This window comes from Roseateles sp. UC29_93, from assembly GCF_042695725.1.
In the GTDB taxonomy this organism is placed as follows: Bacteria; Pseudomonadota; Gammaproteobacteria; order Burkholderiales; family Burkholderiaceae_C; genus Roseateles; species Roseateles noduli_A.
The window spans coordinates 6,533,516-6,546,521 of the sequence record NZ_CP170545.1 but is presented as its reverse complement, the minus strand read 5'-3'; the positions used below and the strand labels follow the sequence as shown (position 1 = coordinate 6,546,521).

General features: G+C 69.5%; 13 protein-coding genes. 5 read left to right on the top strand and 8 right to left on the bottom strand.

Translation table 11 applies throughout. The features are described from left to right. From ACFJIX_RS30515 to ACFJIX_RS30480, 8 genes are all read right to left on the bottom strand, one after another. A complete protein-coding gene (locus ACFJIX_RS30515) occupies positions 1–561 on the bottom strand; it encodes a DUF2062 domain-containing protein (RefSeq protein WP_377156694.1) in 561 nt (186 codons plus the stop codon). A 110-nt stretch (positions 562–671) separates the two neighbouring features. Then, positions 672–1,469, bottom strand: a complete 798-nt coding sequence (locus tag ACFJIX_RS30510; protein WP_377156693.1) for a peptidylprolyl isomerase — start codon at positions 1,467–1,469, stop codon at positions 672–674. Positions 1,470–1,538: 69 nt separating this feature from the next. Then, positions 1,539–1,883 carry a BolA family protein gene (locus ACFJIX_RS30505; protein WP_377156691.1) on the bottom strand — a complete coding sequence of 115 codons (345 nt, stop codon included), beginning with the start codon at positions 1,881–1,883 and terminating at the stop codon, positions 1,539–1,541. After that, on the bottom strand, positions 1,880–2,527 hold the full coding sequence (locus tag ACFJIX_RS30500) for a septation protein A (protein WP_377156689.1): 648 nt from the start codon (positions 2,525–2,527) through the stop codon (positions 1,880–1,882). The genes ACFJIX_RS30505 and ACFJIX_RS30500 overlap by 4 nt, the downstream gene beginning before the upstream one ends. 25 nt (positions 2,528–2,552) lie before the next feature. After that, the gene (gene msrB, locus ACFJIX_RS30495; RefSeq protein ID WP_088409021.1) at positions 2,553–3,008 is read right to left on the bottom strand and encodes a peptide-methionine (R)-S-oxide reductase MsrB; all 456 of its coding nucleotides are present in this window, start codon (positions 3,006–3,008) and stop codon (positions 2,553–2,555) included. Further along, on the bottom strand, positions 3,005–4,552 hold the full coding sequence (locus ACFJIX_RS30490) for a YdiU family protein (RefSeq protein ID WP_377156687.1): 1,548 nt from the start codon (positions 4,550–4,552) through the stop codon (positions 3,005–3,007). The genes msrB and ACFJIX_RS30490 overlap by 4 nt, the downstream gene beginning before the upstream one ends. Positions 4,553–4,741: 189 nt before the next feature. After that, positions 4,742–6,286 (bottom strand): methyl-accepting chemotaxis protein, encoded by a 1,545-nt coding sequence (locus ACFJIX_RS30485; RefSeq protein ID WP_377156685.1) that lies wholly within the window; start codon positions 6,284–6,286, stop codon positions 4,742–4,744. 203 nt (positions 6,287–6,489) lie between these two features. Next, positions 6,490–6,900, bottom strand: a complete 411-nt coding sequence (locus ACFJIX_RS30480) for a 2Fe-2S iron-sulfur cluster-binding protein (RefSeq protein WP_377156683.1) — start codon at positions 6,898–6,900, stop codon at positions 6,490–6,492. 33 nt (positions 6,901–6,933) lie between these two features. On the opposite strand from ACFJIX_RS30480, the gene ACFJIX_RS30475 reads away from it, so the two are divergent. The 5 genes from ACFJIX_RS30475 (at position 6,934) to ACFJIX_RS30455 (ending at position 12,983) form a co-directional block, all read left to right on the top strand. After that, positions 6,934–8,928, top strand: a complete 1,995-nt coding sequence (locus ACFJIX_RS30475; protein ID WP_377156682.1) for a M3 family metallopeptidase — start codon at positions 6,934–6,936, stop codon at positions 8,926–8,928. 7 nt (positions 8,929–8,935) lie between these two features. Continuing rightward, a complete protein-coding gene (locus ACFJIX_RS30470; protein WP_377156681.1) occupies positions 8,936–9,517 on the top strand; it encodes a YgjP-like metallopeptidase domain-containing protein in 582 nt (193 codons plus the stop codon). 76 nt (positions 9,518–9,593) lie between these two features. Then, positions 9,594–10,694, top strand: a complete 1,101-nt coding sequence (locus ACFJIX_RS30465) for a tRNA dihydrouridine synthase (RefSeq protein WP_377156679.1) — start codon at positions 9,594–9,596, stop codon at positions 10,692–10,694. Next, positions 10,691–11,353: a hypothetical protein gene (locus ACFJIX_RS30460; RefSeq protein WP_377156678.1), complete on the top strand. Its 663-nt coding sequence runs from the start codon at positions 10,691–10,693 to the stop codon at positions 11,351–11,353. Before ACFJIX_RS30465 ends, ACFJIX_RS30460 begins: the two co-directional genes overlap by 4 nt. After that, positions 11,289–12,983: an alpha/beta fold hydrolase gene (locus tag ACFJIX_RS30455; protein WP_377156677.1), complete on the top strand. Its 1,695-nt coding sequence runs from the start codon at positions 11,289–11,291 to the stop codon at positions 12,981–12,983. The genes ACFJIX_RS30460 and ACFJIX_RS30455 overlap by 65 nt, the downstream gene beginning before the upstream one ends. Positions 12,984–13,006: the final 23 nt, after the last annotated feature.

Here is a 13,006-nt window from a genome sequence, read left to right as displayed (position 1 = left end):
TCAGGTCCGCATCGCGCGCTCGCGCAGCCGCCTTCTGCGCTCGTAGCGGATCACGGCCCACCAGCCGATGTAGACGATCACGTAGAGGCACAGACCCAGCAGCACGCCCGCGAGCGGCAGGCCCACCAGCAGCGGCGTGCCCAGCTCGGAGAGCCATTGGCTCAAGGCGTGCCACCAGCTCGAAGGATCGCTCCAGTTCAGCGCCAGTTCCTTCGGTGCGGAAATCGGGCCGTGAATGCCCAGCACCTGGCGGCCCAGGAAGATCGCCAAAGTCCAGATCGGCACCAGCGTCAACGGATTCGTCAGCCAGGTCGCGGCGATCGCCGCGGCGACGTTGGCCCGGCACACGATCGCGACCACCGCCGCCAGCAGCATCTGCGTCGGCAAGGGGATGACCCCCACGGCCAGTCCCAATCCCGCGCCCAGCGCGACCCGCCGCCGGTGCGCCACCCACAGCCAGGGGCGCTCCTTGAGGTAGAGGCCGAGCCACTTCAGTCCCTTGGTCTGTTCCAGGGACTCGGGCGAAGGCAGCAGTCGGCGGGCAAGTCGGGAAGCCGTCATTGGGGCGTCAGAGTGGGCATCGGGGATGCTTCAGATGTGAAAAGCCCGCGCGGCTGACCTGCAGCGGCGCGGGCTCTGAACAGTACAGCAAAGACTGTTCGGATCGGCGATCAGTTCGCGGAGAACTTGAAGTCGGTCTTGGCCTTGGTACGCAGTTCCTCCTGGAACTCCGCGACCTTCTGCTGCTGCATGCGCTGGATGATCTGGCCCTTGACGTCGTCGAAGGCCGGGAACTGCGCCTGGCGCGTCTCTTCCAGCTTGATGATGTGATAGCCGAACTGCGACTTCACCGGCTCCTGCGTCATCTCGCCGGCCTTCAGCTTGCCCAGGGCAGCGCTGAACTCAGGCACGTAGGCGTCCGGCGCGGACCAGCCCAGGTCGCCGCCGTTCTGGGCGGAACCGGTGTCCTTGGAGTTCTTGGTGGCCAGGTCTTCGAACTTGGCGCCGCCGTTGAGCTGCTTGACCAGCGCCTTGGCGTCTTCTTCCTTCTCCACCAGGATGTGGCGGGCGTGGAATTCAGTGCCCGAGGCCTGCGCCTTGAACTTGTCGTATTCGGTCTTGGCGTCGGCGTCGGTGATCGGGTTCTTCTTCGCGTAGTCGGCGAAGAGCTCACGGATCAGCAGCGACTGGCGCGCCAGTTCCATCTGGTTCTTGTAGTCGTCGGTCTTGTTCAGGCCGCGCTTCTCGGCTTCCTGCAGGAAGATCTCGCGCAGGACGACCTCTTCCTTGACCTTGGCTTCCATCTCCGGGCTGCGCGGCTGGCCACCCTTGGTGATCTGGCTGATCAGCACGTCGGCGCGGGCCTTCGGCACGGGCTTGCCGTTCACGATCGCGATGTTCTGGGCGAGGGCCGGCAGGGCCACGGCGCCGATGACCGCCACGGTGGCGGCGAGCACAAACTTCTTCATGATGGGTAAAGGGCCTTTCGACTCTCGGGTGAGCGTGAACGCTCCAAAACAAAGCGCCGACACGCGGCGCTACTGAGGACCTGGTTTCTGCTGTTCGTCGGGCGCGCGAGCCTCGATGGCCAGCGCGTGAATGCCCTTCTGCATCAGATCGGCGAGGGCATCATATACGAGCCGATGCCGAGCCACCCTGGGTAAACCGGCAAAGCGCGCGCTCACGATTTCGAGGTAGTAATGGCCGCCTTCGCGCGCTCCGGCGTGCCCCGCGTGGTGCGCGCTGTCGTCCCGCAGACGCAGCAGATCGGGCGCCAGCGCGGCCCTCAGGCGGGCCTCGATCTCGACCGAGGGCGTCGCCACGGGATTGGGCGCCGCCCTCGATGCCGACGAGGGATTCCGGGTGTCGTCGCCGCCGCTCATGGCTTGGGTTCCTCGGCGGGCGTCTCGGTTTCGTGCGGCAGATGGCGGCTCATGTAGACGCCCTGGCCGAGCGTGAACAGCACGATCAGTCCGGTCACGCCGAACACCTTGAAGTTGGCCCAAGCCTCGGTCGTGAACGAGTAAGCGACGTAAAGATTCGCAAAACCGAGGGCCAGGAAGAAGACGATCCAGGCCAGCGTGAGCCGCGTCCAGACCGCATCGGGCAGATCCACCTGAGGGCCGAGCATCTTGCGCAACAGGTCGCGGCCGAGCAGGAATCGGCTGACGAGGAACACCGTGGAGATCGCCCAATAGAGCAGCGTCGGCTTCCACATGATGAAGGTCTGGTTATGGAAGTAGACGGTCGCCGCGCCGAGCGTGGCGACCAGCCCCAAGCTGATCCACAGCATCAGGTCGACCTTGCGGCCGCGCAGCTTCAGGAAGAGCACCTGGGAGATGGTCGCCAGCATCACGACGATGGTGGCGAGCAGCACGGGCGCCTCGGTCGGGCCGACCTTGCCGCCGGAGACCAGGAAACCGAGATGCTCGGTGGCGAAGGCCGCTGCCCAGTCCGGCTGTCCGTCGGCGTACTTGAACGTCACGAAGAACAGCAGGAGCGGCAGGAAATCGAGCAGGAGCTTCATTCGGTCGGGAATCAGTACGGCGCGCTCAGCGCTGGGGCTCGAAGTCTATCGCGGCGGAATTGATGCAGAAGCGCTCGCCCGTCGGTTCCGGACCATCGGGAAAGACGTGGCCCAGGTGCGTGCCGCAGTGGTTGCAGCGCACCTCGACGCGGACCATGCCGTGCGTCGAGTCGACGACGCGCTCGACCACCTCGGCGTTGATCGGCTCGTAGTAGCTGGGCCAGCCGCAGCCGGCGTCGAACTTGGTGTCCGCCTTGAACAGCGGCGTGCCGCAGCCGACGCAGTTGTAGTTCCCGGCTTCCCAGTGGTCCCAGTACTTGCCGGTGAAGGCGCGCTCGGTCGCGGCATGGCGGGCGACCTGATACTGGGTCGGATCCAGCTGTTCGCGCCACTCGGCGTCCGTCTTCTTGACGGGGTAGGCGGTGTCGCGGTCGCGGTCCTGATCGGTGGCGTCTTGGATGAACTTGTCGTAGCGGCTCATGATGAACAGGAAACCTCCAGCGTTTGCGCCCAGTCGGGCGGGAAACCGGCGTCGGACGCCAGCGCGGGCTCGTCGAACGGACGGCGCAGCACATCGAGCAGCCGGCGCACTTCGTTGAAGTCGCCGGCCTCGGCCCGCTGGATCGCCGTCTCGGCCAGATGGTTCCGAAGCACCACCGCCGGGTTGACCGCGTTCATCCGTCGGGCACGGGTCCCAAGTGCGTCCATCGGCTCGATCTTCAAGCGCGCCGCGTACCGGGACGCCCAGGCGTCGAACCCGGTGCGGTCCAGGAACAGGTCCCGGATGCCGGCATTCGCCGCCGCATCCAGGGGCTGGGCCGGATCGAAACCGGCCAGCCGGCGGTGCGCGATCGTGTAGTCGGTGTGATGGGCGGCCAGCAGCCGCAGCCAGTCGTCGATCAGCGGGCCGTCCTCGCCGCGCTCGTCGACCTCGGCGGAGAGGCCGAGCTTCGCGCGCATCGCGCCGAGCAGCGCGGCGCCGAAGCGTTCGCGGTAGATCTCGAGCGCCTCGATCAGCTCGTCGCCGGCGGCTTCCGCATCCGTCTCGATGTTGGGCATCAACGGCAGCAGCGCCTGGGCCAGCGCATGCAGGTTCCAGAACGCCACCTGCGGCTGCCGCGCGAAGGCGTAGCGGCCCTGATGGTCCGAGTGGTTGCAGATGTGGCCCGGATCGAAGCCGTCCATGAAACCGAACGGACCGTAGTCGATGGTCAGGCCCAGCATCGACATGTTGTCGGTGTTCATCACGCCGTGCATGAAGCCCACGGCCTGCCACTGCGCGACGAGTTCCGCCGTCTGCGCGGCGACCTTGGCCAGCGCGGCGGTCACCGGATTCGGTGCGTCGGCGCATTCCGGCGCGTGGTGGCGGACGAAGAAGTCGAACAGCTCGCGTGTGCGGGCTTCCATGCCGTGATGGGTGAAGTGCTCGAAGTGGCCGAAGCGCAGGAAGCTCGGCGCGACGCGCGTCACGATGGCGCCGGTCTCGACGCGTTCGCGCTGCACCTTCAGCGAGGTCGAGCCCGTGATCGCGAGTGCGCGTGTCGTCGGAATGCCCAGCGCGGCCATCGCTTCGGAGCAGAGGAACTCGCGGATCGACGAGCGCAGCACCGCGCGGCCATCGCCGCGACGCGAATAGGGCGTCAGCCCCGCGCCCTTGAGCTGCAACTCGAAATGCCCGTTCGGGCCGTCGACGCCGCCCAGCAGCAGCGCGCGTCCGTCGCCGAGTTGGCCGGCCCAGACGCCGAACTGATGGCCGCTGTACACGGTGGCCAGTGGTTTCATGCCGGCGAGGCGGGCGTTGCCGCTGAAGGCGTCGAGCGCGGCGGGGCGGGTCCACCAGTCTTCGGGCCAGCCGAGCAGGGCGGCGCAATCGGGGCTGGTCGCGACCCAATGCGGGTCGGGCAGTCCGGTGCCGGGGAGTTCGGTGAAGAAGTCGGGACCGAGTGTCGCGAAGCGATGGGTCCAGCGTTCAGGCTCGGCGCCTGGGAAGTCCGCGTGGAGGGCCGCGTTGAGAGGCGCATTCATTGCGCCAGTTTACCGACCCCTCCATGGCCCTGCGGCCCACGGGGTACCGAGGAGGATGAGGCCCCAGAAAGCGAAATGGCCCGCAGTGAGGGGTCTCACTGGGGCCGGAGTGGTGCTGGGGGTCCCTGGAGGGGCGCCCCCTGCGCCGCGGAGAGCCCGCGCTTGGCTAAGCGCAGGTTCTCAAGAGTGTCAGCCGAGCTTGAAGCTCGAGACGGTATCGACGAGCTGCGCCGACTGATCCTTGAGCGACTCCGCGGCGGCGGCCGATTCCTCGACCAATGCCGCGTTCTGCTGCGTCATCTGGTCGAGCTGGCGCACGGCTTGCCCGATTTCCCCGAGGGTCAGCGACTGCGCCGCGCTGGACGCGGAGATCTCGCCGATGACGCGGGTGACGCGTTCGACGCTGGTGACGATCTCGCGCATGGTGGCGCCGGTTTCGCCGACCAGGCGGGAGCCGCCGTCCACGCGTTCGACCGATGCCGAGATCAGCGACTTGATCTCCTTGGCGGCCTCCGCGCTGCGCTGCGCCAGCGAGCGCACTTCGCTCGCCACGACCGCGAAACCGCGGCCCTGTTCGCCGGCGCGGGCCGCTTCCACGGCGGCGTTCAGGGCGAGGATGTTGGTCTGGAACGCGATCCCGTCGATCACGCCGATGATGTCGGCGATCTTGTTGGACGACTGCTGGATCTCGTTCATCGTCGCGACGACCTGCTCGACCATCGCGCCGCCGCGGCCGGCGACCTGCGAGGCCGTCTGCGCCAGGGCATCGGCTTCACGCGCCGATTCGGCGTTGAGCTTCACACCTTCGCCAAGCTGCGCCATCGCGGCGCCGGTTTCTTCCAGGCTGCTCGCGGCCTGCTCGGTCCGGTTGGACAGGTCGGCGTTGCCGGTGGCGATCTCGGAGGACGCGTGGCGGACCTGGTCGGCGGACGAGCGCACGCTGGCGATGGTGCTGGCCAGGCGCTGCTGCATCTCCTGCAGCGAGCGGCGCAATGCGGCGACCTCGTCGGTGCCGTCCACGTCGGGGCCGCGGCGGCTCAGGTCGCCTTCGGCGATGGCCCGGCTCAGCGACTGCGCCTCGGCCAGCGGCTCGGTCACCGAGCGCGTGATCACCAGCGCGATGCCCACGCCCAGCACGATCGCCACCGTCATCAGCGCGATGACCAGGTTGCGGGTGCTTTCGGCCTCGGCCTGCGCTTCCTTGCGCGCGGCCTGCAGCAGGTCGCGGGTGTGCTCGGCGAACTTGTCGATCGCGGCCAGGTAGTCGTTCATCGCCGGGATCAGCTGCGACGCGGCGATCGGCTTCACATCGCCGCCGCCTTCCTTGACCTTGATGGCCGCCTCGCGGGCGTCCTGGTACTTCTTGCGGGCCGCGCCGATCTCGTCGATCAGCCGCGCGCCTTCCTTCTCGGTGATGCTGTCATCCAGCTCCTTCTGGATCTTGTCGATCCGCGCCGACAGCTCCTTCGAGCGCGAGGTGAAGGCCTTGACGAAGTTCTCGTCGTCGACGACCAGCTGCACGATGCGGCGCTGGATGTTGCCCTCGGTCAGGCCCGACCACTGGCGCGAGATCTCCAGCGTGTGCATGTCGACCTCGACCAGGCGCTCGATGCGCTGGTGCAGCATCGACACCCGGATCACGCCCACCGCCGAGGCCACCGCCATCAGCACGATCACCAGCGCGAAGCCGGCCAGCACGCGGCTGCGCAGCCGCCAACGATTCAGGTTCAACATTCCCACAGTCCTTCTTGTTCGCCCCGACGTCCCCCGGGAAGGTCGTCGTGTCGTTGCCGACAGGTTTGACAGATGGCGCGATGCTGCCTGCTGGGGGTGAAAACTGATCGATGGATTAGCGGGGTGGCCCGTGAACAAAAGCGCGGAAGGCGATGTCGTGAACCCGCGTGTGGGTGAATCGCCGCAGCTTGTGCGAAATGCGTTCAGCGCCGAGGACCCGGCCCGGGCGGCGGCGGGACATCGAAGAGGTTGATCGTCTGCGGCTGATCCATCACCAGGTCCGAGCGCGCGCAGGCGACGCAGGGCAGGATCCAGCCCTCGTCCTTCTCCTCCCGGGACAGGCCGGGCCACTCGATGCGGTACTCGACGCGGCCCGACGCCAGCTTCGCGATGCAGGCGCGGCAGGTGCCGTTGCGGCAGGAATGCGGCAGGCGCAGGCCATGGTCGAGCGCCGCCAGCAGCAGCGTCTGGTCCTCGGGCGCGTCGAAGCGCCAGCCCTGGGGATGGAGCTCGACGGCGTGGACGGCCGGCGAGGCCGAGGCCGAGGCGGACGGGGCGTGCGAGGGCGGGGAGGGCGCGCCGGAGTCCTCGGCGGCGTCATGGGCGTGATCCATGGTCGCCATCATGCCGTGCGCTAAGCTTGCCCGATGCCTCACGTCACGACTTCCACCCCGGTGGACGGCGGGCCCACCGCCCAGGCCGCCCAGGCCGTCCCAGCCGCCCAGGCCTTCTTCGACCAGCTCAACCGCGATTACGTCGCGGTCCACAAGCGCAAGGAAGACCTGTTCTGGGCCACCTACATGGCCACCAGCGACGACCATGAGGGCTTCGGCCGCGCCGAGACCGACTACAAGGCCTTCATCTCCGATCCGGAGAAGCTGGGCGCGACGCGCGCGCACCTGACCGCCGTCGAGGCCACGTTGGAAGCCGCGCCGGGCGGCTCTGCCTCGGGCCCCGATGCGGAGGCGCGTCAGGCGCTGGCCCACGGCCTGCGCGGTTGGCTGGGTCTGTTCGAGGCCAACATCGTCGACAACGACGAAGGCCGACGCCTGATGGCCGAGCTGATCGAGGCCGAGCGCCTGCTCTTCGCCAAGCGCAAGGACTTCGCGCCGACGCACGTCAACGACCGCGGCGAGACCGAGGCCGCCACGCTGACGATGCTGTCGACCAATGCGGCCACCAACCCGGACGAATCGCGTCGCCGCAGTTCCTACGAGGCGCTGCACGGCCTTGAGCGCTGGGTGCTGGAGAACGGCTTCCTGGAGATCGTCGCGCTGCGCAACCGGCTGGCGCGGGCGCTGGGCTTCCCGGACTACTTCGAGATGAAGCTGCGCAAGAACGAGCGCATGACGAAGGCGGAGCTCTTCGGCGTGCTCGACGACTTCGTCGCCCGCACCGAGGCCGCGCAGAAGCGCGCGCATGACGCGCTCGTCGCGAAGCATGGCCCGGACGCGCTGGCGCCCTGGAACCTGCGCTTCCACAGCGCCGGCGACGTGACCCGCCGGATGGACCCGTACATGCCCTTCGGTCCGGCGCTGCGGCGCTGGGTGCGGAGCTTCCGCCGGCTGGGCATCCAGTACCGCGGCGCGACGATGCGCCTGGACCTGCTGCAGCGCCCCGGCAAGTACCAGAACGGCTTCTGCCACGGCCCGCTGCCGACATGGTTCGACGAGCAGGGCCGCTGGCACGCCGGCGAGATCAACTTCACCGCCGAGGCCAAGCCCGACCAGGTCGGCAGCGGCGCGCGGGCGATGCTGACGCTGTTCCACGAAGGCGGCCACGCGGCCCACTTCGCCAACGTGACGCAGAACTCGCCGTGCTTCTCGCAGGAGTTCGCGCCGACCTCGATGGCCTATGCGGAGACGCAGTCGATGTTCTGCGACAGTCTGCTCGGCGACGCGGACTGGCTCAAGCGCTACGCGCGCACCGTCGACGGGCAGGCGATTCCCGACGAGCTGATCCACGATCGCATCGCCTCGGCGCAGCCGATGCGCGCCTTCGACGAACGCGCGATCGCCGTGGTGCCGTACTTCGAGGCGTCGCTGTACGCGATGTCCGACGAGGAGCGCACGCCCGAGGCCGTGCTCGCGCTGGCCCGGACGATGGAGCGCCGCATCCAGGGCGTCGATCGCGCGCCGCGGCCGATCCTCGCGATTCCGCACCTGCTGAACCAGGAGTCGGCGGCGTCGTATCAGGGCTACCTGCTCGCGCACATGGCGGTCTACCAGACGCGGGCCTTCTTCCTGCAGCGCGACGGTTATCTCACCGACAACCCGGCGATCGGGCCGGCGCTCGCGCAGGCCTACTGGGCGCCGGGCAACAGCCTGTCCCACGACGCGACGCTACGCCGGCTGACCGGCGAGGGCTTCTCTGCCCGCTACCTGGCCGAGGCCTGCGACGAGACCGTCGAGCAGGCCTGGGCGAAGGCGCAGGACCTGCTGGCCGCGTCCGAGCGCCGCGGCGAGCGCGCCGACGAGGGCCCGCCGCTGGACGCGCATGTCCGCGTGGTCCATGGCGCGGAACTGCTGGCCGACAACGGCGACGGCGGCGCGTCGGCGGAGCAGGCGATGTTCGAGCGCTTCGAGCACTGGATCAGCGCGAACTACGCGACGCCGCCGGCGCCAGCCGCCGCCGTGCACTGACCGCGTCGTGAAGTACCTGCAGGGCTATTCGCCGGCGCTGGTCGCGCAGGCGCAGCAGATGCTGGACGCGGGCGAACTCGGCCCGCTGCTGGCGCGCAAGTACCCGGAGCCGCACGAGGTCCGCAGCGACAAGGCGCTGTTCGACTACACCCAGGACCTGAAGCAGCGCTTCATGCGCAATGCGGGGCCGCTGGCGCTCGTCGCCTACGACGCCAAGCTCAAGGTCATCCAGCACGCGCTGGGCACGCACACGCGGCAGGCCGTGGTGCACGGCAACCGGCTCAAGACGCGGCGCGAGATCCGCGTCGCGACGCTGTTCCGCGAGGCGCCGGCGGAGTTCCTGAAGATGATCGTCGTGCATGAGCTCGCGCATCTGAAGGAGCTGGAGCACGACAAGGCGTTCTATTCGCTGTGCCACCACATGGAGCCGGCCTACTCGCAGCTGGAGTTCGACGTGCGCCTGTGGCTGAGCGTGCGCGATCGCGAGGAGAAGCTGGCGAAGGCCGGCACGGCTCCGGTCGCGGGTGCGGGTGCGGGTGCGGGTGCGGGCGCCGAGCCGGCCGAACAGTCCGGGAAGTCCCTGGAATAGGCGCTTCCGCTATGCTCCCGGTCTTTCCAGACCGCCGACCCGCGGCGCCACGAGCGCGGCGGGCTTCCTGCCTCCAATGATTCTGCTGGCGCCCATGGAGGGCCTGCTGGACCACATGCTGCGCGACACGTTGACCCGTGTCGGCGGCGTGGACCGCTGTGTCTCCGAGTTCATCCGCATCACCGACCGGCTGCTGCCGCGCCGCGTGTTCACGCGCATCGTGCCGGAGCTGCTCCACGGCGGACGCACGCACGCTGGCGTGCCGGTGCGGGCGCAGTTGCTCGGCTCGGACCCCCAATGCCTGGCGGAGAACGCCGCGCGGCTCGCGGAGCTCGACCCCGAAGGCATCGACCTGAACTTCGGCTGCCCGGCCAAGACGGTGAACCGGCATCGCGGCGGCGCGGTGCTGCTCGACGAGCCGGAGCTGGTCGGCGAGATCGTCGCCGCCGTGCGCCGCGCGGTGCCGGCGCATCTGCCGGTGTCGGCCAAGATGCGGCTCGGCAACGAGGATCGCGGCCGCATGCTCGAGTGCGCCCGCGCGATCGAGGCGGCCGGCGCGTCGGAGCTGGTCGTGCACGGCCGCACCAAGCGCGACGGCTACAAGCCGCCGGCCTACTGGGACCAGATCGCCGTGCTGCGCGAAGCCGTCGGCATCGAGGTCGTCGCCAACGGCGAGGTGTGGACCGTCGAGGACGCGCTGCGCTGCCTGGAGGAGTCCGGCTGCACCTCGCTGATGCTGGGACGCGGCATGGTGGCCGATCCCGGACTGGCGCTCGCGGTGCGCGCGGCGCTCGGCCACGCGTCCGGCGCCGCCGCGCTGCCCTGGGCGGACGTGATCCCGCTGATGGAGAGCTTCTTCGCCCAGGTGCGCCGCAACGTGGCAACGCGCCACCAGGCCGGCCGCCTCAAGCAGTGGCTGCATTACCTGCGCCGCCGTTATCCCGAGGCGGAAGACACCTACCAGCGCGTGCGCACGATCAACGCGCCGGACGTGCTGGCCATGACGCTGTTCGGCCGTCCGCTCGATCCGACGGCGCCGCCGCCCGATGCGGAGGACGACGACCTCGTCGACGCCTTCAGCGCCTGCGAGGCGGATGAGCGCGCTCCGGACGAGCGCGCCGCAGACCTCTCCGATCCCGATCAACAACAAGACAGCGACTCGCTGATCGCCGCATGACCGCTTACCGTCTGACCTCGCGCCTGCTGGCGCTCGCCGCCGCATTGGCGCCGGTGTTCGCCGGGGCCGCGACGGCCGCCCCGACCGTTTCTTCCTCCGCCAAGGACATCGTCCCGCTGACGCTGGAACGCGTCTTCGGCGATCCGCCGTTGCAGGGGCGTCTGGTGCGCCAGGCCGAGATCTCGCCGGACGGCGCGTGGGTCAGCTACCTGCGCCCGTCGGAGACCGACAGCGAGCAGCTCGAACTCTGGGCGCAGCCGGCGGCCGGCGGCGCGCCGCGCAAGCTGGTCTCGGCGGCGGACGTGCTCGGCGGTCGCAGCCAGCAACTGACCGAGGCCGAGCGCATGGCGCTGGAGCGCAAGCGGATCTCGCAGGGCGGCATCACCGGCTATCAGTGGTGCGGTCCGTCGGGCAAGGCGCTGCTGTTCCCGCTGTCGGGCGACCTGTACCTGGTGCGTCTCGGCGACCAGGGGCCGACGGCGCAGCGCCTCACCAACGACGAGCAGGTGCCGGAGCAGGATCCGACCTGCTCGCCCGACGGCAGCCGCATCGCCTACGTGAAGGGCGGCGAGCTGTGGGTGCAGGCGCTGGACGGTGGCGGCGCCGCGCGCGCGCGTGACGAAGGGCGCGACGGAGACGCGTTTCTGGGGCCTGGCTGAATTCATCGCGGCGGAGGAACTCAGTCGACAGCGCGGCTACTGGTGGTCTCCGGACGGCAAACAACTGCTGGCGCTGAACGTCGACGAGCGCGATGTGCCGGTGAAGACGCGGGCGCAGATCTTCTCCGACCGCACGACGATGACGCAGCAGCGCTACCCGGGCGCCGGCGAGAACAACGCCCGAGTCACCGCGTGGACGCTGCAGGTGGCGGACGGCCGCATGACGCCGCTGCCGCTGCCTTCGGACGCCGAATACATTGCCCGCGCCGGCTGGTTCGGCGACGGCACGCCGTGGCTGCAGACGCTGACGCGCGACCAGCACAAGCTGGCGCTGACCGAATACGCGAACGGCGCCGGTCCGGGCCGCACCGTGATCGATGAACGCGATCCGGCCTGGGTCGAAGTGCACGACGACCTGCAGGAGATCGACGGGCTGACCCTGTCGGGCCAGCCGGCGCTGCTGTGGTCGAGCGAGTCCTCGGGCCGCCGGCAGCTGGTGCTGGTGGACCGCCGCACTGGCGAGCGCCGGCCGCTGACGAACGAGCCCGAGCCGGTCGCGCACCGCGTGTGCAGCGACGGCAAGACGGTGGTCTACGCGGCGGCGCGCGATCGCGGCCGCTCGCGCGAGCTGTTCGCGATCGACCTGAACGGCACGAGCCGGCCGCTGGACGGCGCGCAGCCGCGTCAGTGGCGGGACGCCCGCGGCGACGGAGACTGCGCGCGGGTGCTGGTCACGCGCGGCGCGTGGGGCGAGCCGCCCGCGCTGTCGCTGCAGTCGGTGAAGGCCGGCGCGAAGCCGTTGTCGCTGCCGGGCGATGCGCCTGACGCGCTGCTGGCGCGCATCGTGCCGAAGCCGGCGGTGGTCGACGTCACCGCCGCCGACGGCCGCACGCCGCTGAACGCGCTGTACTTCGCGCCGCTGGACGGCAAGGCCGGTCCGCATCCGGTGATCACGATGGCCTACGGCGGGCCGGGCACCTCGACGACCAATTGGAACTGGAGCCGCGACACGGCGCTGATCGCCTACTGGCAGCGGCGCGGCTACGGCGTGTTCACGCTGGACACGCGCGGCATGCAGAACCGCGACCGCGAGTTCACGCGCGCGCATCGCCTGGCCTTCGGCGCGGTCGACGTGAACGACCTGTTCGCCGCGGTGCGTCAGCTGCCGAAGCAGGTGGCGGGCGTGGACCCGACGCGGATCGGCTTCTTCGGCTGGTCCTATGGCGGCTTCCTGGCGGAACGCGCGATGCTGGACGCCGACACGCCGCTGGCGTCGGCGGTGGCGGTCGCTCCGCCGACGGACTGGACGCTCTACGACACGGCCTACACCGAGCGCTATCTCGGCATGCCGCAGGGCGGCAAGGACGGCCAAAGCGACGCCTACCGCCAGTCCAACCTGGTGATGCGCGCGAAGCTGCTGACCAAGCCGCTGCTGATCGTGCACGGCACGGCGGACGACAACGTGCTGTTCGAGCACACGCTGCGCCTGACCGAGGCGCTGCAGAACGAGGCGCGGCCGTTCGAGCTGATGATCTACCCGGGCAAGGCGCACGGCATCGCGGGGCGCAGCGCGAAGCTGCACCTGTACCGGACGATCGACGCCTTCTTCGCGCGCACGCTGGCGCGCTGAGCGCGGGCCTCACGAGACAGGAG

What these genes read in the sequence shown, in the direction of transcription:
- ACFJIX_RS30515 (WP_377156694.1), bottom strand. Translation starts at nt 561, where the DNA reads ATGACGGCTTCCCGACTTGCCCGCCGACTGCTGCCTTCGCCCGAGTCC.
- ACFJIX_RS30510 (WP_377156693.1), bottom strand. Translation starts at nt 1,469, where the DNA reads ATGAAGAAGTTTGTGCTCGCCGCCACCGTGGCGGTCATCGGCGCCGTG.
- ACFJIX_RS30505 (WP_377156691.1), bottom strand. Translation starts at nt 1,883, where the DNA reads ATGAGCGGCGGCGACGACACCCGGAATCCCTCGTCGGCATCGAGGGCG.
- ACFJIX_RS30500 (WP_377156689.1), bottom strand. Translation starts at nt 2,527, where the DNA reads ATGAAGCTCCTGCTCGATTTCCTGCCGCTCCTGCTGTTCTTCGTGACG.
- msrB (WP_088409021.1), bottom strand. Translation starts at nt 3,008, where the DNA reads ATGAGCCGCTACGACAAGTTCATCCAAGACGCCACCGATCAGGACCGC.
- ACFJIX_RS30490 (WP_377156687.1), bottom strand. Translation starts at nt 4,552, where the DNA reads ATGAATGCGCCTCTCAACGCGGCCCTCCACGCGGACTTCCCAGGCGCC.
- ACFJIX_RS30485 (WP_377156685.1), bottom strand. Translation starts at nt 6,286, where the DNA reads ATGTTGAACCTGAATCGTTGGCGGCTGCGCAGCCGCGTGCTGGCCGGC.
- ACFJIX_RS30480 (WP_377156683.1), bottom strand. Translation starts at nt 6,900, where the DNA reads ATGGATCACGCCCATGACGCCGCCGAGGACTCCGGCGCGCCCTCCCCG.
- ACFJIX_RS30475 (WP_377156682.1), top strand. Translation starts at nt 6,934, where the DNA reads ATGCCTCACGTCACGACTTCCACCCCGGTGGACGGCGGGCCCACCGCC.
- ACFJIX_RS30465 (WP_377156679.1), top strand. Translation starts at nt 9,594, where the DNA reads ATGATTCTGCTGGCGCCCATGGAGGGCCTGCTGGACCACATGCTGCGC.
- ACFJIX_RS30460 (WP_377156678.1), top strand. Translation starts at nt 10,691, where the DNA reads ATGACCGCTTACCGTCTGACCTCGCGCCTGCTGGCGCTCGCCGCCGCA.